The following is a 19,480-nucleotide window of genomic DNA, read 5'->3' on the forward strand; positions in this document are numbered from 1 at the left end:
ACGGCTGCGCTCAGAGCAGCTGATGCTGCTGCATGTAGTGATGAACGACGTCGATACGCGCGCCGGCATCCTCCAGTTCCATCAGCTTTTGCCGTGCACGCAGCGCGATCGGCAGGACTTCCGCGAGACGGTTCGACACCCACGATGGATCGTCGAATCTGAACGGCTCCACGAACGGTAGATTGCCAGGGTCCTTTTCGTGGATCGCTTCGATGATCCGCTCGAGCACTTCCGCGCACGCGCCGAACTTCGCAAGATGCTCGTTACCCTCGAGCGGCTGATCGTTGCCGATCGGTTCAGCCATGCCGACGAGCAGACCGGCCGCTTCGACGCGGTGCGACAGCAGACGGAAACGGTGCGTGCCGCGCGCGCGGATCAGCAGCATGCCGAACGTCTCGACGTCGCACTGCGAAATCTCCGCGAGGCAGCCGATCGGTTCGGGTACGGCGGGTTCATCGGGCTTCGCCACTTCACCGCCGCTCTTCAGCAGACACACGCCGAACGGCGTCTTCTCGCGCAGACAGTCCCGCACCATGTCCAGGTAACGCGCTTCGAAGATCTTGAGGGGCAGCAGCCCGTCGGGAAACAGCACCGTATGCAGCGGAAACAGCGGCAAATCGGCAAGCACGGATGAAGTAGGCATGGCGCACCGCTTCGGTTAAGGGCCGCGCGATACGGCCGGTTAAGCGACCAGCTTCGACGATTCGCCGATGTCGATCGGCGCGTCCCGGTGCCGCACGATCACGTTTGCCGCGCTCGCGAGACGCGCGGCGAGCGTCTGGGCGATGAACACCGACCGATGCTGCCCACCGGTACAGCCGATGGCGACGGTGAGATAGCTGCGGTTGTCGTCACGGAAATGCGGCAGCCACTTCACGAGAAAGGCTTCGATGTCGCCGATCATCTGATGGACGACGGGCAGCGCATCGAGAAAATCGATGACCGGTTTGTCGAGACCGGTGAGCGGACGCAACTCGCGATCGTAGTACGGGTTCGGCAGCGTGCGGACGTCGAAGACGAAATCCGCGTCGAGTGGCACGCCGCGTTTGAAGCCGAACGACTCGAACGTCAGCGCGAGACCGGTGCGCTCCTGTTCGACGAAGCGCTTGACCCACGCGCGCAACGCGTTCGCGCGCAGATTGCTCGTATCGATCTGATGGCCGAATTCCGCAAGGCCCGCGACCAGCTCGCGCTCACGTTCGATCGCTTCTTCGAGCGACGTCAGCAGGCCGACGTCCGCATCGTGCGCGGTCGATCCGGATAGCGGATGTCGACGCCGCGTTTCGGAGAAGCGCTGGATCAGCGATTGCGTGCTCGCATTGAGGAACAGCACGCGGACGTCGTGCTCGCGCGCGAGGTCGCGGATCATCGCGGGCATTTCGTCGAGCGATGCGCTCGAGCGCGCGTCGATCGCGACGGCGAGCTTGTCCTGGCGGTCGCTGGCGAGGTAGGTGGCGAGTTCGGGCAGGAACCGCGGCGGCAGATTGTCGACGCAGTAATAGCCAGCATCTTCGAGTGCGTTTAACGCAACCGATTTGCCGGAGCCGGAAATGCCGGTGATCAGGATGATGCGCATGGAGTGGTGAAATCCGTTCGGTTCATCATAGCACCAGCCTTATCGGGCGGTTGATGCACGCCCGTCAGATCAGCTTGCCGGGAAACTGGCTGTCCGGGTCCTGCATCGCGAGGCGCTGCCGGTCCATGAAGTCGCGCAGCGTGTCGATGCCGCGCAGTTGCAGGATCGTGTTGCGCACCGCCGCCTCGACCAGCACCGCGAGGTTGCGGCCGGCGGCCACCTGGATCGTGACCTTGCTGATCGGCAGGCCGAGCACGTCGACGGTCTGGCTTTCGAGCGGCAGGCGCTGGAATTCGCCGTCCGGGCGTCGCACGAGCTGGACGATCAGCTTGAGCTTCATTTTGCGGCGCACCGCGGTTTCGCCGAAGATCGTCTTGATGTCGAGCAGGCCAAGGCCGCGCACTTCAAGCAGATTCTGCAATAGCGGCGGACAACGGCCTTCGACGAAGTCCGGCCCGAGACGCACGAAGTCGACGGCATCGTCGGCGACGAGGCCGTGGCCCCGGCTGATCAGTTCGAGACCGAGTTCGCTCTTGCCAAGACCGGAGTCGCCGGTCAGCAATACACCCATCCCGAGGATGTCGATAAATACGCCGTGCAACGTCGCCCGCGGCGCGAGGATGCGCGACATGTAGAGGCGCAGGCTGTCGATTACTGCCGCCGGCGACATCGGCGTCGTGAATAGCGGCGTGGACGAGCGGGTGCAGCGCAGAACCAGTTCGGGCGGCGCGGCGACGCCGCCGGCGACGACGAGAAACGGCGGTTCCAGCGCGATCAGTTCGGCCATGTTGCGCGAACGGTCTTCTTCGCTCTGGCGCTGGTAGTAGTTGGTTTCGGCGTCGCCGAGCACCTGGATCCGGTTCGGGTGGATCAGGTTCATGTGGCCGACGAGGTCGGCGCTCGACGTCGCCGTGGTGACGGTTTCGGCCGAGAAGCCGCGTTCCCAGCCTTCATGCCCCGTCAGCCAGCTGAGTTTCAGCATGGCGGCGTTGTCGTCGAAGATGCTTTGGGCGTTGATGCTGGACGTGTCCATGAGTCCGTGACTCCAGTGGGGGCTGCCTGCTCCCCGTGCCTGTCGCGCTAGCGCGGCAGACGCGGCCGGCTCGCGCCGGATGAGCTGGGGAGCGAGGCCCGCGCAATTGCGGGCTGCCAATCATGCATCAAGGTTGCCACTGAGTGAGCAACTGGTGCAATGCCTCGCGGTTTTCTTCGGTATGCAGGCGTTCGCGGGCGTCGCGATCGGATAGCAGCTGGGCGATTTCCGACAGGATTTCGAGGTGCTGCTGGGTGGCCTGTTCCGGCACCAGCAGAAAGATCAGCAGGGAGACCGGCTGGCCGTCCGGCGATTCGAAGGGGATCGGTTCGGCGAGGCGCACGAACGCGGCGAGCGGCTGCTTCAGGCCCTTGATCCGGCCATGGGGAATCGCCACGCCTTCGCCGAGACCCGTCGAACCGAGGCGCTCGCGCGCGAACAGATTGTCGGTGACCGTGCTGCGGGCGATGCCGTTCTGGTTTTCGAAAATCAGGCCCGCTTGCTCGAAGACGCGTTTCTTGCTGGTGACGGTAAGACCGAGGACGACGTTCTCGAGGGGAAGAAATTTGGCTAAACGATTCATGTTGGCAGGCGAAAAACGTGGCCTGGATTCTCCTCGCTGTGGCGTTCGAGTGGCATATTGCGCCAGTCGGAGGCTCTCAGCGGTGTACGGTTGAGCCTGTCGAGCGCTGGGCGCCAGCTAAACGACCCCGATATACGACCGGTAAGTGACCGGGACATTATAGAACAGCGCAGCAGCGGATGGTGCGGCGCGCCATCGCTCGTCGCGGGTCCGTTTCGCGGCCTGTGCGAACGCTGCGCCAGCCACACCTGGCCGCGGGCACCACGATAAAAAACCGCCCTTGCGGGCGGCTTTTACAGGCGAGGAAATTCTTCTTTTCCGGGTGAGGAAATTCCTCTCCAATAACGGCTATTGCGGCGGTACTTCCGCCTGCGGTGCGAGCGGCTGGTACTTGATCGCGTCGTGCTGATGGCCTTGCAAACGATCCTTGTGACGCACCACTTGCCGGTCGAGCTTGTCGATCATCAGATCGATCGCTGCGTACAGGTCGCCGTTCGCGCTCTCGACAAAAATATCCTTGCCCTTCAGATGAAGGTTGATTTCAACCTTCTGTCTCTTGTCCTTTTCCTTATGATTGTCGACCGAGAGGACCACACTGCCGTCGATCACCTGATCGAAGTGCCTTAGCACCCTATCCAGTTTGGTGATCACGTATTCTCGCAACGCAGGTGTTACTTCGAGGTGGTGTCCACTGATCTTCAGATTCATAGTGCTTCTCCAAGCGAGTGGCCACGTATCCGCGTGTGAGGCAGCACCGGTCGATCTGCTGGTCCGTCCGCGTCGTCCCCGGCGACTGACTGCTGGCGGGCCGTATCGGCCGACCTGCTCCGCTCACCACGGTGCGGCCGGAAAATGCCCGCCGCAACATGCAGCAGGCTACAGAGACTTACGCAGATTGACTGCTGGAATGCGGAGCGCTTCGCGGTATTTCGCGACGGTACGCCGTGCGACCACGAAACCCTGTTCTGCCAGCAGTTCGGCTATGCGGCTGTCTGAAAGAGGAGATTTCGGGTTTTCCGCTCCTATCAGTTGCTTGATGAGTGCGCGAATGGCCGTTGAAGAGGCCGCGCCCCCGGTGTCGGTCGAAACGTGCGATCCAAAGAAGTACTTAAATTCAAGCGTCCCAAACGGGGTGAGCATGTACTTGCCGGTTGTTACACGCGAAACCGTCGACTCGTGTAACCCCAGCGTATCAGCTATTTCCCGCAAAACCAAGGGGCGCATGGCAATTTCGCCGTGCACAAAAAAATTCTTCTGACGTTCGACGATGGCCTGTGCGACACGCAGGATTGTCTCGAAGCGCTGCTGAATATTTTTGATCAGCCAGCGTGCTTCCTGCAGTTGCTGACGCAGTGAACCGCTGCCCGGATCGCCGCGGTTATTGCGCAGGATGTTCGCGTAAAGATGATTGATGCGCAGCTTCGGCACCACTTCCGGATTCAGTTCGGCCTGCCATCCATGTGCTGTCCTGCGTACCATGATGTCGGGCACGACGTAGTCCGCTTCGGCCTTGCCGTATGCGGCGCCCGGAAACGGTTCGAGCGAGCGGATCAATGCATGTGCGTCGCGCAGTTCATCGTCGTTTGCCTTCAGCTGTTTTCGCAGACGCGTGAAGTCGCGTGCGGCGAGCAGTTCGAGATGATGCGCGACGATGTCGAGCGCGAGCGTGCGGGTCGGCGTGACCGATAGTCGCAGTAGTTGCAGCCGCAAACACTCGGATGCCGAGCGCGCACCGACGCCGGCAGGATCGAAGCTGTGAAGCAGCGCGAGCGTCGCGTTCAGTTCGTCGACGTCGACCTCGAGTTCTTCGGGCAGGTCGGCAAGAATTTCTTCGAACGTGGCAGTGAGATAGCCATCGTCGTCGAGCGATTCGATCAAGAACGTGATGAGCGCGCGGTCGCGCGGGCCGGCCTGCGTAACACGCAGCTGCGCCATCAGATGATCGCGCAGCGACGTGCTGGATTCGTGGATCTGCAGCGGCGGCAGATCGTCGTCGTCCGATGCGTTGCCCGAGCGGCCGTAGTCGTCGAGATTCCACTGGCTCGCGTCCGAATTGCTGTCGCTGCTGAGGCCATTGTATTCGTCGACGCCCTGCGGATCGCCTTCTTCGCGGCGCTCGCTCGACGAGGTCGACGACGACACGTTGCTGCTCATCGATTCGACGGGCTGTGATTGTGAGCCCGGCGTCTGCGCAATCAGCGAACCGTCGGCGGCGACGCGCAGCGGGCTCGCGATCCAGTCGTCCTCGTTTTCGAGCAGCGGATTCTGCGAGATGGCCATCGCCACTTCCTGCTGCAGTTCGAGCGTAGACAGCTGCAGCAGCCGGATCGACTGCTGCAGTTGGGGTGTCAGCGCAAGATGCTGCGACAGGCGGAGTTGGAGGCTGGCTTTCATGGCAATGTGAGATTCATTGTAGAGAGTTTGCCACGACCGCGATACCTGGAGCCATTCGCGGAAACGCGCGTGCCCGGTTCCGGTGCGACCGGTGCCGTGTACGATCCGTCAAAAATGCCGGGTATGCACGAGAAGACCGCCGCGGCAGTGTGACGCACTGCCGCGGACAGAAGGCGGGAGCGACGCGGTTACATGCGGAAGTGCTCGCCTAGATAGACGCGCCGCACGTTCTCGTTTTCAATGATGTCGCTGGGTGCGCCGGCTGCGAGCACGCTGCCGTCGCTGATGATGTACGCATGATCGCAGATGCCGAGCGTCTCGCGCACGTTGTGGTCCGTGATGAGCACGCCGATATTGCGTTGCTTCAGGAACTTCACGATCTTCTGGATTTCCAGCACCGCGATCGGATCGACGCCCGCGAACGGCTCGTCGAGCAGAATGAAGCTCGGGTTCGTCGCGAGCGCGCGCGCGATTTCCACGCGACGGCGTTCGCCGCCCGACAGCGACAGTGCCGGATTGCCGCGCAGATGCGCGATCTGCAGTTCGTCGAGCAGCGCTTCGGTGCGCTGCGAGATTGCGTCCTTGGTGAGGCGCTTGCCTTCTTCGTCCAGTTGCAGCTCGAGCACCGCGCGAATATTTTCCTCGACGCTCAGCTTGCGGAACACCGAGGCTTCCTGAGGCAGATACGACAAACCGAGCGACGCGCGCTTATGAATCGGCAGCAGGCTGATGGACTTGCCGTCGAGATCGATTTCACCCGCGTCGAGCGGCACGAGGCCGACGATCATGTAGAACGACGTGGTCTTGCCCGCGCCGTTCGGGCCAAGCAGGCCGACCACCTCGCCGCTTTTCACGTCGAGCGACACGTCTTTGACAACCGTTCGCGAACCGTAGCGTTTCTTCAGGTTGCGCACGACCAGCGAGCTGCTGGTGCCAGCCGGTTTGCGATGGGGAAGGGCCGGTGCGTTCATGGTGCCGTCGCTCCCGGCGCCGGGAATTGCGTCGCCGGCGTGAGTGTTGCGGACGCGCCGTTCAGCGGCGCGGGACCGCCGTTACGCGGCGCCAGCATCGCGCGGACGCGGCCGTTCGGGTTGCCCGGACCCGCGACGTCCTTGCCGGCCTTCGCCGTATAGAAATCGTTCTGGCCGTCGTACGTGATTACGCTGCCGTGCACTTCGTCCATGACCGTCGACAGGCCCTGCAGGCGGCGCACCGTCGCGCGGGTCGTCAGCGTGGTCAGATCCTGCTTGCCGTCGTAGTCGATCCGTTCGGCGGTTCCCTCGATGTATTCGTCGAGCCCCTCGCGCTTCTGGCGGAAATAGGCGAGATCCTTGCCGGTGGACGTGCCGGTCGCGTACTGGTAGCCCTGCGGGTCCTGGTGCACCTCGACGCGGTCGGCCTTGATCACGATCGTGCCTTTCGTCGCCACCACGTGGCCGGTGAAGATGTTGACCTGCTTCAGGTCGTCGTAGGTCATGTTGTCCGATTCGATGTTCATCGGCTTGTCGCGGTCGGCGCGGTCGGCGTGCGCCGCAGGCGCAAAGCCGGCGAGCGGCAACGCGACGAGCAGGGCGGCGAACGCGGTGCGGCACGCGGCGAGCACGCGCGGACAGCCGGTATCAAAGCGGAGGAGCGATTCGTTCATGCAGTCACGCCTGGAATGGATTACCCGGGTTGCCTCAGGGAGCCGCCGGACGAGTCTGACGGGGCGATCGCGCCGCGGACGTTGCCGAAGAGCTGTATGACCCGGGTGACGTTGTTGTAGTTCATGCCGCTGGCCGTCATGACGGACAGACCGCGCTGAAGTTTAACCGGCTTTTCGGTCTCGATCACATCGTCGTTCACGAGCACGCGGAAATGTTCGGAATTGGCCTGCATCTGCGGGTCGCCTTCGCCCGGCGCACGCAGGATCTGCGCGTTGCCGTACAGATCGACGATCGATACGTCGCCGTTCACCTTGCCGGTGTCGCCCGTCGCCGTGACGATGGGCTTGCCCGGCTGGAACGCGCGGAGGGCGGGCAGCACGAGGTCGCTGTCCTCGTCGTCCTCGTAGTGAACCAGGTGTTTCGCCGTGAGACGGTATTGCGTCGCGCCCGACTGGTCGAGCTCGGATACCGAGAAATTGTCGGCGAAATAATCCGGCGTATGGGTTTTCGGCTTGATTTCGCCCTCGTTGGGCGGTGGCAGCGTGGCCTGCAGCAGCCACCACGTGATCCCGGCGAGCGCAGCCATCGCGACGAGCGGCAGCAGCGAGGTCAGACGAAACTGATTCATCCGTTCACCCTTCGCATGCGGCCTGCAGCAGCGCGTCGTAGCGGTGCTGCGCGCGCATCAGCGTGTCGCACACTTCGCGCACCGCGCCGTGGCCGCCGCGCGCCTTGCTGACCCAGTGGGCGCGCGCGATCACTTCCGGATGCGAATTGGCCGGTGCGGCCGCGAAGCCGACCCGCAGCATCACCGCGAGATCGGGCCAGTCGTCGCCCATATAGCCGCATTCTTCCGGCGCGATGCCGGTCTCGTTCAGCAGTTGCTGAAACGCGATCATCTTGTGCTCGATGCCCTGATACAGGTGCTTGATACGCAGTTCCTGCGCACGCACGGCGACGATGCCCGACTTCCGGCCGGTGATGATCGCGGTATCGATGCCGGCTTCGCGCAGCAGCTTCGCGCCGTGGCCGTCCATCGAATTGAACGACTTCATCGTGTCGCCTTCGGCGGTGAACATCAGGCCGCCGTCGGTCAGTACGCCGTCGATGTCGAAGATCATCAGCCGGACGCGGCTCGCGCGTTCGGTCGCGCTCAGGGAGGAGGCGGGCGAGGAAGTCATCAGATCACCTTCTTCGAAAACAGGTCGTGCATGTTGAGTGCGCCGATGAGTGTGCCGCTATCGTCGACGACGAGCATCTGGTTGATCCGGTGGCGCTCCATCAGTTCCACCGCTTCGACGGCGAGCTGGTCCGGTCCGATGGTACGCGGTCCGTGCGTCATCACCGATGCGATCGGCAGATCGCGGAAATCGCCGGCCCGCTCGAGCACGCGGCGCAGGTCGCCATCGGTGAAAATACCCTGGACGCGATCGTCTTCATCGACGATCGCGGTCATGCCCATCCGCTTCGCGGTCAATTGGAACAGCGCGTCGCGCACGGTCGCGGCGCCGACGACCTTCGGCACCTGGTCGCCGGTGCGCATCACGTCGCGCACGTAGGTCAGCAGGCGCCGGCCGAGCGCGCCGCCCGGATGCGAGCGCGCGAAATCGTCCGCGCCGAAGCCGCGCGCGTCGAGCACGGCGACCGCGAGCGCATCGCCGAGCGCGAGCGCGGCCGTGGTGCTCGCGGTGGGCGCGAGGTTCATCGGGCAGGCTTCTTTCGATACGCCGGCGTTCAGATGCACGTCGGCCAGTTTTGCGAGACTCGACTGCGGCCGGCCGGTGATACTGATCAGCTTCGCGCCGAGCCGCTTGATCAGCGGCAGGATCGCGACCAGTTCCTCCGATTCGCCGGAATTCGACATCGCGACGAACACGTCGTCGGAGGTCACCATGCCGAGGTCGCCATGGCTCGCTTCGGCTGGATGCACGAAGAACGCGGGGGTGCCGGTGCTGGCGAACGTGGCTGCCAGCTTGCGGGCGATGTGACCTGATTTGCCGATGCCGGAGACGACCACGCGTCCGCGGCATCCGAGGATGAAATCGATCGCTTCGACGAATCCGTCGTCGAGCTGATCGCGAAGCGCGCGCACGGCGTCCGCTTCGGTGTCGAGCACCTCGCGAGCGAGCGCAAGTGCCCGGTCGCCATTGATTTTCGCTATCATTCGCGGAGTATAGCAAAGGCGTTTGTTCGCCGCGCCGGGCCGGACCTGCCCGGCGGCCGCCCGCAAGGGCCTCTCGATCCTGCTGTGCGCACCCCGGATGCCGGGCGCCGCGCGGTGGTTCCGCTGACGAACGAGGACGCTTTTCCGATGCGTTTTTCCCGATGATTTCCCCGCTCGAAATGACGCTGTTCCTGCTGCTGGCTTCAGTGGCGGGTGTCGTCGTGTTTCGTTATCTGAATCTGCCGCCGATGCTCGGCTATCTGAGCGTCGGGATCGTCGTCGGTCCGCACGCGGCCGGCATCGTGCCGGATTCGGCTGGCGCACAGAATCTCGCGGAATTCGGCGTCGTGTTCCTGATGTTCTCGATCGGGCTGGAATTTTCGCTCGCAAAATTGCGCTCAATGCGCCGTCTCGTGTTCGGTCTCGGGCTGTTGCAGGTGCTCGGTACCGTCGCGGTAGCGGTCGCGCTCGGCTTCCTGCTCGAGCGCTGGGTGCACATCACCTGGCAGGCGAGCGTCGCGCTGGGTGGCGCGCTCGCGATGTCGTCGACAGCGATCGTCAGCAAGATGCTCGCGGAGCGGCTCGAGATCGAGACCGAGCACGGCCGCAATATTTTCGGCGTGCTGCTGTTCCAGGATCTCGCCGTGGTGCCGCTGCTGATCATCATCTCCGCGCTCGGCGGCGATTCGAAGGATCTGGTCGTGGCACTCGGGCTTGCGTCGGTGAAGATCGTCGTCGCGCTGTCGGTGCTGCTGATCGTCGGGCAGAAGTTCATGACGCGCTGGTTCAACGTCGTCGCGCGGCGCCGCTCGCAGGAACTGTTCATCCTGAACCTGCTGCTCGTCACGCTCGGCGCTGCGTTCATCACCGACAAGTTCGGCCTGTCGCTTGCACTCGGCGCGTTCATCGCCGGCATGCTGATCGCCGAGACGCCGTACCGGCATCAGGTGGAAGAGGACATCAAGCCGTTTCGCGATGTGCTGCTCGGCCTGTTCTTCGTGACGACCGGCATGCTGCTCAATCCGCGAGTGGTCTGGGAGCATCCGTTCATCGTGCTCGGCTTTCTGATCGGGCCGCTGCTGCTGAAGACGGTGATGATCACCGCGCTCGCGCGGCTCTTCGGCGCGTCGCCGGGCGTGTCGATGCGCACCGGCCTCGGCCTCGCGCAGGCAGGCGAATTCGGCTTCGTGCTGCTGAACCTGATTCTCGACAAACATCTGGTCGACCCGACCCTGCTGCAGGCGATTCTTGCCGCGATGCTGCTGTCGATGCTCGCCGCGCCGTTCCTGATCCAGAACGCGGACCGCATCGTGCTGCGGCTGTCGTCGACGGAATGGATGCAGCAGTCGCTGCAAATGACACGCATCGCGACGCAGAGCCTCAAGCAGAGCGGCCACGTGATCATCTGCGGGTACGGCCGCGCCGGTCAGAACCTCGCGCGCATGCTCGAGCACGAAGGGCTGTCGTACGTCGCGCTCGACCTCGATCCGGACCGCGTGTCCGCGGCGGCGGCGGCGGGCGAATCGGTCGTGTTCGGCGACGCAGGGCGGCGTGAGTCGCTGCTCGCGGCCGGTATTCACCGCGCGGCCACGATCGCGATCACCTACGCGAACACGCCGTCGGCGCTGCGCGTGCTGCACAACATCCACGAACTCGAGCCGACGCTGCCGGTGATCGTCCGCACCGTCGACGACGCCGACCTCGAGAAGCTGCTCGCCGCGGGCGCAACCGAAGTGATTCCGGAAATCGTCGAAGGTAGCCTGATGCTCGCGTCGCATACGCTCGTCCTGATGGGCGTGCCGATGCGGCGCGTGGTGCGGCGTGTCGAAGAAATGCGTGACGAGCGCTACAGCTTGCTGCGCGGCTATTTTCACGGCGCCGACGACGTCGACGATGACGACGGCCACGAACAGGTGCGGCTACAATCGGTGCCGGTCGACGAAAAGGCGGATGCGGTCGGCCGCACGCTTGCCGAGCTGGGCCTGTTCGATGTCGGCGTCGAAGTGACGGCGATCCGCCGGCATGGCATTCGCGGCGTCGAGCCGGACCCATCGACGAAGCTGCGCGCGAGCGACATCGTCGTGCTACGCGGTTTGCCGGAAGCGCTCGCGCAGGCCGAAGAACGCTTGTCGAAACACCGCCGGGCCGGCGCTACTACCGCGTAGGCCGCACGCATCATCCGCATCATCGTCAGGGAGAGATCATGTCCAACGTGCCAGCGAACGCACCGTTCGATGCAGCCGCGTTCGTCAACAGCCAGATCCGCACGGTACCGGACTGGCCGCAGCCGGGCGTGCAGTTTCGCGACATCACGCCGCTGCTGCAGCACCCGAAGGCGCTGCGCGTGCTGGTCGATCTGTTCGTGCAGCGCTACATCGACGCGAAGCTCGATTACATCGCCGGTCTCGATGCGCGCGGTTTCATCATCGGGCCGATCCTCGCGTACGAGCTGAATCTCGGCTTCATTCCGATCCGCAAGGTCGGCAAGCTGCCGTTCCGGACCGTGTCCGAGTCATACGCGCTGGAATACGGCTCCGCGACCGTGGAGATTCACGAGGATGCATGCAGGCCTGGCGACCGCGTCGTGATCGTCGACGACCTGATCGCGACCGGCGGCACGATGATGGCTGGCAAGAAGCTGCTCGAGCGACTGGGTGCTGTCGTGGTCGAAGGCGCTGCGATCATCGACCTGCCCGAACTCGGCGGTTCGACGCTGCTGCGTGGCGCGGGTCTGCCGCTGTACACCGTCACCGAATTCAGTGGCCACTGAGCCGCCAACGTTCATTCAACGAGGACACGCCCATGCCCAATTTCATGCTGTTTCTCGTGACGTCGATCGCGATCACGTTTGCGCCTGGCCCCGACAATCTGCAGGTGCTCGCGCGCGGCATCTCGCAGGGCCGCGCGGCGGGCTTCGTTGCGGCGCTCGGTTTCACGGCCGGCATCACGTTCCATACGACGCTCGCGGCGCTGGGCGTCGCAGCGGTACTGCGCTCGTCGCCGGTCGCGTTCGAGGCGATCAAGCTCGCCGGCGCCGCGTACCTGGTCTGGATCGGCATCAAGGCGCTGCGCAGCCGCGGCCTAGCGACTGCGCATGAGCGCGCGCCGCAGCCGCTGTGGACCGTGTTCCGCCAGAGCGTGTTCGGCAACATGCTGAATCCGAAGGTCACGCTGTTCTTCATCGTGTTTTTGCCGCAATTCGTCGACCCGCATGGCGTGCAGAGCGTGACGCTGCAGATGCTCGAACTGGGTGGGCTGTTCATGTTGCAGACCGTCGCCGTGTTCTCGGTGTTCGGCGTCTGTGCAGGGATGATCGGGGGTTGGCTGAAGCGGCGTCCAGGCGTCGGCGTGTGGCTCGACCGGCTGGCGGGCGCGACGTTTATCGCCATCGGCATTCGCGTCGCGCTGCGCGATTGATGGACGGACGAGGGGAATTCGCATGAGCCTGCCCAGCATCGTCGCCGCGCGCCGCTTCGATCCGGCTGCGCACCGGCCGTTCGTGATCGACGGGCAGCGGGTCGGCTGGATTCGCGCGAGCGATGTGGCGTTGCTCGCCCGCTGGCCCGACGTGTTCGAGATCGACGCCGCGCGCGTCGTGCTGACGCCGCAGCTTGCGACCGCCGATGCGCGCAGCGCGGCGCTCGGCGCCGTGATCGGCGCGCTGGCTGCGGACGGCCAGATTCCTGGTTGGCGCGACGAGACCTACGCGATCCGCAATGCGTTCGATGCGCCGCCGCTCGCCTGCATCGAACGCGCCGCGTCGCGCTTCTTCGGCACGATGACCTACGCGGTGCACCTGAACGGCGTCGTAGAATACGCGAACGGCGCGCCGCAGCTATGGATTGCCCGTCGCAGCGACACGAAGGCAACCGATCCGGGCATGCTCGACAACGTCGTCGCGGGCGGGATCGGCTGGGGCTTCGGGATCGGCGAGACGATCGTCAAGGAATGCTGGGAAGAGGCGGGCATCGAACGCGACATCGCCGCGTGCGCGACACCCGGCCGAACCGCGCACGTGCTGCAATCGTTGCCCGAAGGCACGCAGGCCGAGCAGATCTTCATCTACGATCTCGCGCTGCCGCCCGATTTCACGCCATGCAATCAGGACGGCGAAGTGGGCGAGCACCGGCTTGCGCGCATCGACGAAGTCGCGCGCTGGATCGAAGACGGCGCGATGACGGTGGATGCGAGCCTCGCGACGCTCGATTGTCTGCTGCGCCGCCGATGGATCGACGAAGACGCGTGCGCAGGCATCGACACGCTGTTCGCGCCGCCGCCTCACGGGTAGTGCGACAACGCGGATTACGCGACACCGCACGACCGCACATTGAAACGAATCAGCGACTGGAAGGGAGTCACCGGGTCATGTCGACCGATCACAGCTTTATTCTGAAACTGTCGTGCGCCGATCGGCCCGGCATCGTCCATGCGGTATCGGGTTTTCTGTTCGAGCGTGGCAGCAACATTCTCGATTCCGCGCAGTTCGGCGACAGCCGCACCGGCGAGTTCTTCATGCGCGTGCATTTTCAGCAGGTTGGCGGCGATCCGGGGCTCGACGCGTTGCGTGAGTCGTTCGGCACGCTCGCGCAGCAGTTCGGCATGGGCTGGGAACTGCACGACGCGACGGTGAAACCGCGTGTGGTGATCATGGTGTCGAAGATCGGGCATTGTCTGAACGACTTGCTGTTCCGTTATCGCACGGGGCAACTGGGCATCGAAATTCCCGCGATCATTTCGAACCACAAGGAGTTTTACCAGCTCGCCGCTAGCTACGACATTCCGTTCCATCATTTTCCGCTGCTGGGCGGTACGCCTGACGCGAAGGCTGCGCAGGAAGCGCGGGTACTGGAAGTGATCGACGAGCATCGTGCGGACCTCGTGGTGCTCGCGCGCTACATGCAGATCCTGTCGCAGCAAATGTGCGAGCGGCTTGCTGGCCGAGCGATCAACATTCACCATTCGTTCTTGCCGAGCTTCAAGGGCGCGAAGCCGTACTACCAGGCATTCGATCGCGGCGTGAAGCTGATCGGTGCGACTGCGCACTATGTGACGACCGATCTCGATGAAGGACCGATTGTCGAGCAGGAGGTCGAACGCGTTGATCACAGCATGACGCCGGAGCAACTGACTGCGATTGGACGTGACGTGGAGTGTGTGACGCTGGCGCGTGCGGTGAAGTGGCACGTCGAGCATCGGGTTGTGCTTAATGGCAGCAAGACCGTTGTATTCAGATAAGGGTTTGGTTTGGTTTGCTTTGTTGTTCTTGACCTTGCAGGCGGGTGCTTATTGGCGCCTCGCGGCGCAGGCGTTGCCCCTGTGCGGGGCGGCACCTACTTTCTTTGCCGCGGCAAAGAAAGTAGGCAAAGAAAGCCGCTCGAGACGTTACCGAGTCCTTTCCGCGTGATGCCGGGAATGGCCCTCGCCTAAGTGGGCACCTCGTTCACACAGCACAGTGGTTCGAGACGAGATCCGATCTCGCATCACCCACGTTAGTGACAAGGCCGTCATTCGTTCCGGCGGGCTTCGCCGCCGACGGGCATAACACCCCCGGTCAATGCCTCTGGTCTACGCGGTCGCTGTTCTGCACCGCGTCCTCACGCTTCCCTGCTGGTTTCCCACGCAGACCCGGCCGCGCGCACACCAGTGCGCCGCGGGGTGGGCGGGCGCTTTGTCACTCCGGTTTGCCACGCGAGGGACGGTCTCGTCTCGGACCACTGCCTCATCCCTGCGAGGGCGACACTTAGGTGCGGGCCATCGCTGGCTACGCGCGGAAAGGACCTGGTAACGTGTCGAGCGGCTTTCTTTGCCTCCTTTCTTTGCCGCGGCAAAGAAAGGAGGTGCCGCCCCGCACAGGGGCAACGCCTGCGCCGCGAGGCGCTAAATCGCAGCCACCCTGCAAGCGCAAGAACCACAAACCAAGAAAACCTAAACCAGTCTTAAATAAATCAACTCACGCTTGATATAAGCGTAAAAAACAGGCGCTGCTATCACCCCAGGAATCCCAAACGCAGCCTCCATGACCAGCATCGCGACCAGCAACTCCCAGGCACGCGCTTCGATCTGTCCACCAACAATCCGTGCGTTCAAAAAATATTCGAGCTTGTGAATCACGATCAGGAACACGAGCGACGTGATCGCAGCCGGGAAACTCACCGATAAAGCCACCGCGACAATCAGCGTGTTCGAGATCAGATTGCCGATCACCGGCAGCAATCCGACGATGAACGTCACCAGCACCAGCGTCTTCGACAGCGGCAGACTCGCATGCATCAACGGCAACAGCACCAGCAGGAACAGACCCGTGAACGTGGCGTTCAACGCCGAGATCTTGATCTGTGCGAACACGATGCGGCGGAACGCGTCCGCAAACCGGCTCACCCGCGTGACGAACGCGGTGGACAGCGGCAGCCGCTGCGATTGCTTCTGTGCACCGATCGCGATGATCGCGCCGATGATCATCCCGATCAGCACGTGCGTGAAGACTCGCGCGACACTCTTGCCGCCCTGTTGCAGCTGGCTGGCGTGCGCGTGCATCAGCATGGTCGCTTTCTGCCTCATCTGGTCGGTGTCGACCGGCAGGTAGGTTGCGATGAATTCCGGCAGCCGGCCGCGCGCCTCGTCGATCAGCTGCATCGCCTGGTCGAGCAGCTTCTGCACGCTCGGGACGTCGTTTTCAAAGTGCTCGATGATGCCGATCGTGAAGCCGGCCAATACTCCGACGATCACGATCGACACCAGCACGACCGACAGCCAGCGCGCCCGCTTGCTCGACATATGCCGCTCGATCCGCGGGGCTATCGTGTGTACGAGCTGATAGACCAGCATGCCCGCGAGCAGCGCGCCGAGCAGCTTCAGATGCAGCACCGCCCACATCGCGAACAGCGCGACGATGTAACTGCCGATCTCGACGGCCGACAGTTTCGGCAGGCTCATGTCGCTGGTCAGCCTGACCTGGCGCGGCCGCAGGTCCTGCACCTGCCCCTCGTCGGGTGCCTCGTTACGCTTGGTCATGGCTCCTTCCCGTCTCCTACCTCTGTACCGCGTGTTTATTTTGCCGTGGCCGCCGCGCGCCCGAGCAACGGCGCGAGATATTGACCGGTAAAACTTGCTTTCGATTTCGACACCTGCTCCGGCGTGCCTTGCGCGATGATCTGGCCGCCTCCCGCGCCGCCTTCCGGACCGAGGTCGATGACCCAGTCGGCGGTTTTGATTACATCGAGATTATGCTCGATGATCACGACGGTATTGCCCTGATCGCGTAACCGGTGAATCACCTCGAGCAACAGCGCGATGTCGTGAAAGTGCAGGCCGGTGGTCGGTTCGTCCAGAATATATAGTGTGCGACCCGTGTCGCGCTTGCTCAGTTCCAGAGAAAGCTTCACGCGTTGCGCTTCGCCACCGGATAACGTCGTGGCCGACTGGCCGAGGCGGATGTAGCCGAGCCCGACGTCGAGCAGCGTTTTCAACTTGCGCGCGATGACCGGCACCGCCTTGAAGAAGTCGTGCGCATGCTCGACTGTCATGTCGAGCACTTCGCTGATGTTCCTGCCCTTGTACTGAACGTCGAGCGTTTCGCGGTTGTAGCGTTTGCCGTGACACACGTCGCACGGCACGTAGACGTCCGGCAGAAAATGCATCTCGACCTTCAGCACGCCGTCGCCCTGGCACGACTCGCAGCGGCCACCCTTCACATTGAACGAGAAGCGGCCCGGATCGTAGCCGCGTTCCTTCGCGGCGGGCACGCCGGCGAACAGCTCGCGGATCGGCGTGAACAGGCCGGTGTAGGTGGCCGGGTTCGAACGCGGCGTGCGGCCGATCGGCGACTGGTCGACGTTGATCACCTTGTCGAAATGCTCAAGCCCTTCGATCGCCTCGAAGGGTGCCGGCTCCGCCGACGACCCGTACAGGTGATGCGCGACCGCGTGATACAGCGTGTCGTTGATCAGCGTGGACTTGCCCGAGCCCGACACGCCGGTCACGCAGGTGAGCAACCCGACCGGCAGATCGAGCGTGACGTGCTTCAGGTTGTTGCCGTACGCCTCGACGATGCGCAGATGGCGCTCGTCGGGGGATTTGCGTTCGTCCGGGTATTCGATGGTGCGCGCGCCCGACAGGTACTGGCCGGTTATCGACGCGTGATCGGCCTGCACTTCCGTCGGCGTGCCTTCCGCGATGATCATGCCGCCGTGTTCGCCGGCGCCCGGCCCCATGTCGACGACGTAGTCGGCCATCCGGATCATGTCCTCGTCGTGCTCGACGACGATCACCGAGTTGCCGAGATCGCGCAGATGCTTGAGCGTCGAGATCAGCCGGTCGTTATCGCGCTGGTGCAGGCCGATCGACGGCTCGTCGAGCACGTACATCACGCCAGTCAGGCCCGAGCCGATCTGCGACGCGAGGCGGATGCGCTGCGCTTCGCCGCCCGACAGCGTTTCCGCGCTGCGCTCGAGCGACAGATAGTCGAGCCCGACGTTGTTCAGGAACGTGAGGCGCGCGACGATTTCCTTGATGACCTTGTCGGCGATCTCGCGTTTCGCGCCTTCGAGCCGCAGCGTCTGGAAATAGCCGAGCGTGTCGCGCAGCGGCCAGCCGCTGACTTCGAAGATGCCGCGCGCGTCGCCGTCCTTGCCGATCCGCACGAAGCGCGCTTCGCGCCGCAGCCGGGTGCCTTCGCACGCGGGGCACGCCTGGTTGTTCTGATACTTCGCGAGTTCTTCGCGCACCGCGACCGAATCGGTTTCGCGGTAGCGCCGCTCCAGATTCGGGATGATCCCTTCGAACACGTGCTCGCGTACCGACGTACGGCCGCGCTCGTTGATGTACGAGAACGGAATGGCCTGCTTGCCCGAGCCGTACAGCAGGATCTTGCGGACTTTTTCCGGCAGGTCTTCGAACGCGGTGTCGATGTCGAATTCGTAGAATGCCGCGAGGCTCTGCAGCATCTGGAAATAGAACTGGTTGCGCCGGTCCCAGCCCTTCACGGCGCCGGCCGCGAGCGACAGCGACGGATGCGCGACCACCCGCTTCGGATCGAAGAACGTGATCTGCCCGAGGCCGTCGCACTCCGGGCACGCGCCCATCGGGTTGTTGAACGAGAAGAGTCGCGGCTCGAGTTCCTGCAGCGAGTACGAACAGATCGGGCACGCGAACTTCGAGCTGAACAGATGCTCGGCATCGGTGTCCATTTCGAGCGCGATTGCGCGACCGTCGGCGAGGCGCAGCGCGGTTTCGAACGATTCCGCGAGACGCTGCTTCATGTCGGCGCGCACTTTCAGGCGGTCGATCACGACGTCGATCGTGTGCTTGTCGTTCTTTTTCAGCTTTGGCAACGTGTCGACGTCGTAGATTTTCGCGACGCCTTCGTTCGCCGTGCCGCCGCCCGAGCGCACGCGAAAGCGCACGAAACCCTGCGCCTGCATTTCCTCGAACAGCTCGACGTGCTCGCCCTTGCGGTTCGCCACCACCGGCGCGAGGATCATCAGCTTCGTGTCTTCCGGCAGCGCGAGCGCCGCGTCGACCATCTGCGACACGCTTTGCGCTTCGAGCGGAATGTCGTGGTCCGGGCAGTAGGGCGTGCCGACCCGCGCGTACAGCAGCCGCAGGTAGTCGTGGATTTCCGTGACCGTGCCGACCGTCGAGCGCGGATTGTGGGACGTCGCCTTCTGCTCGATCGAAATGGCCGGCGACAGCCCCTCGATCAGGTCGACGTCCGGCTTTTCCATCAGCTGCAGAAACTGCCGCGCGTACGCCGACAGGCTCTCGACATAGCGCCGCTGGCCTTCCGCGTACAGCGTATCGAACGCGAGCGACGATTTCCCCGAGCCGGACAGGCCGGTAATCACAATCAGCTTGTGACGCGGCAGGTCAAGATTGACGTTCTTCAGGTTGTGGGTGCGGGCCCCACGGATACGGATTTGTTCCACGCATTTATTCCATGAGCTGGCGGAAAGAGGAGGAAACCAAACCTGCTACTATAACGACTTTTCCAGACCGCCGTTACGGCGTCCTGACGGCGCGCACAAGGCGCGGCGCGGGGGCGGCGAGGCAACGGTCCAGCGTCGCGCGCAACCATCGCGAGCGGAGC

18 protein-coding genes are annotated in these 19,480 nt (G+C 63.6%); 5 read left to right on the forward strand and 13 right to left on the reverse strand.

Going from position 1 to position 19,480, the window contains the following annotated elements:
- Positions 1-10: 10 nt before the first annotated feature.
- From ACREXZ_RS17445 to kdsD, 11 genes are all read right to left on the reverse strand, one after another.
- Positions 11-643 carry an LON peptidase substrate-binding domain-containing protein gene (locus ACREXZ_RS17445; protein ID WP_431765350.1) on the reverse strand — a complete coding sequence of 211 codons (633 nt, stop codon included), beginning with the start codon at positions 641-643 and terminating at the stop codon, positions 11-13.
- A gap of 39 nt (positions 644-682) precedes the next feature.
- Positions 683-1,576 carry an RNase adapter RapZ gene (gene rapZ / locus ACREXZ_RS17450; protein WP_431765351.1) on the reverse strand — a complete coding sequence of 298 codons (894 nt, stop codon included), beginning with the start codon at positions 1,574-1,576 and terminating at the stop codon, positions 683-685.
- Between the two features lie 64 nt (positions 1,577-1,640).
- Positions 1,641-2,609, reverse strand: coding sequence for an HPr(Ser) kinase/phosphatase (gene hprK / locus ACREXZ_RS17455; protein WP_431765352.1), 969 nt, complete (start codon positions 2,607-2,609; stop codon positions 1,641-1,643).
- 127 nt (positions 2,610-2,736) lie between these two features.
- A complete protein-coding gene (gene ptsN / locus ACREXZ_RS17460; protein WP_133650068.1) occupies positions 2,737-3,192 on the reverse strand; it encodes a PTS IIA-like nitrogen regulatory protein PtsN in 456 nt (151 codons plus the stop codon).
- A 348-nt stretch (positions 3,193-3,540) separates the two neighbouring features.
- The gene (hpf, locus tag ACREXZ_RS17465; protein WP_133650069.1) at positions 3,541-3,900 is read right to left on the reverse strand and encodes a ribosome hibernation-promoting factor, HPF/YfiA family; all 360 of its coding nucleotides are present in this window, start codon (positions 3,898-3,900) and stop codon (positions 3,541-3,543) included.
- A gap of 168 nt (positions 3,901-4,068) precedes the next feature.
- A complete protein-coding gene (locus ACREXZ_RS17470) occupies positions 4,069-5,586 on the reverse strand; it encodes an RNA polymerase factor sigma-54 (protein WP_431765353.1) in 1,518 nt (505 codons plus the stop codon).
- A gap of 188 nt (positions 5,587-5,774) precedes the next feature.
- Positions 5,775-6,557 carry an LPS export ABC transporter ATP-binding protein gene (gene lptB / locus ACREXZ_RS17475; RefSeq protein ID WP_431765354.1) on the reverse strand — a complete coding sequence of 261 codons (783 nt, stop codon included), beginning with the start codon at positions 6,555-6,557 and terminating at the stop codon, positions 5,775-5,777.
- The gene (lptA, locus tag ACREXZ_RS17480; RefSeq protein WP_431765355.1) at positions 6,554-7,231 is read right to left on the reverse strand and encodes a lipopolysaccharide transport periplasmic protein LptA; all 678 of its coding nucleotides are present in this window, start codon (positions 7,229-7,231) and stop codon (positions 6,554-6,556) included. The genes lptB and lptA overlap by 4 nt, the downstream gene beginning before the upstream one ends.
- A gap of 20 nt (positions 7,232-7,251) precedes the next feature.
- Entirely contained in the window at positions 7,252-7,860 is a 609-nt protein-coding gene (lptC, locus tag ACREXZ_RS17485; RefSeq protein WP_431765356.1) for an LPS export ABC transporter periplasmic protein LptC, read from the reverse strand.
- A gap of 4 nt (positions 7,861-7,864) precedes the next feature.
- Positions 7,865-8,413, reverse strand: coding sequence for a KdsC family phosphatase (locus tag ACREXZ_RS17490; protein ID WP_431765357.1), 549 nt, complete (start codon positions 8,411-8,413; stop codon positions 7,865-7,867).
- Positions 8,413-9,396, reverse strand: coding sequence for an arabinose 5-phosphate isomerase KdsD (kdsD, locus tag ACREXZ_RS17495; RefSeq protein WP_431765358.1), 984 nt, complete (start codon positions 9,394-9,396; stop codon positions 8,413-8,415). Before kdsD ends, ACREXZ_RS17490 begins: the two co-directional genes overlap by 1 nt.
- A gap of 161 nt (positions 9,397-9,557) precedes the next feature.
- Here kdsD and ACREXZ_RS17500 point away from each other — a divergent pair, with 161 nt between their 5' ends.
- The 5 genes from ACREXZ_RS17500 (at position 9,558) to purU (ending at position 14,631) form a co-directional block, all read left to right on the forward strand.
- Positions 9,558-11,561, forward strand: coding sequence for a cation:proton antiporter (locus ACREXZ_RS17500; protein ID WP_431765359.1), 2,004 nt, complete (start codon positions 9,558-9,560; stop codon positions 11,559-11,561).
- A gap of 38 nt (positions 11,562-11,599) precedes the next feature.
- A complete protein-coding gene (locus tag ACREXZ_RS17505; protein ID WP_431765360.1) occupies positions 11,600-12,166 on the forward strand; it encodes an adenine phosphoribosyltransferase in 567 nt (188 codons plus the stop codon).
- 32 nt (positions 12,167-12,198) lie between these two features.
- Positions 12,199-12,813 (forward strand): LysE family translocator, encoded by a 615-nt coding sequence (locus ACREXZ_RS17510; RefSeq protein ID WP_431765361.1) that lies wholly within the window; start codon positions 12,199-12,201, stop codon positions 12,811-12,813.
- Positions 12,814-12,835: 22 nt separating this feature from the next.
- A complete protein-coding gene (locus tag ACREXZ_RS17515) occupies positions 12,836-13,684 on the forward strand; it encodes an NUDIX hydrolase (protein WP_431765362.1) in 849 nt (282 codons plus the stop codon).
- A gap of 77 nt (positions 13,685-13,761) precedes the next feature.
- The gene (gene purU, locus ACREXZ_RS17520; protein WP_431765363.1) at positions 13,762-14,631 is read left to right on the forward strand and encodes a formyltetrahydrofolate deformylase; all 870 of its coding nucleotides are present in this window, start codon (positions 13,762-13,764) and stop codon (positions 14,629-14,631) included.
- A 690-nt stretch (positions 14,632-15,321) separates the two neighbouring features.
- On the opposite strand, the gene ACREXZ_RS17525 is transcribed toward purU, so the two are convergent.
- Complete coding sequence (locus ACREXZ_RS17525; RefSeq protein ID WP_431765364.1) at positions 15,322-16,407, reverse strand: AI-2E family transporter; 1,086 nt, start codon at positions 16,405-16,407, stop codon at positions 15,322-15,324.
- Positions 16,408-16,442: 35 nt separating this feature from the next.
- Positions 16,443-19,319, reverse strand: coding sequence for an excinuclease ABC subunit UvrA (uvrA, locus tag ACREXZ_RS17530; RefSeq protein ID WP_431765365.1), 2,877 nt, complete (start codon positions 19,317-19,319; stop codon positions 16,443-16,445).
- Positions 19,320-19,480: the final 161 nt, after the last annotated feature.

Origin of the sequence: Paraburkholderia sp., assembly GCF_050742655.1 — a bacterium.
Lineage (GTDB): Bacteria > Pseudomonadota > Gammaproteobacteria > Burkholderiales > Burkholderiaceae > Paraburkholderia.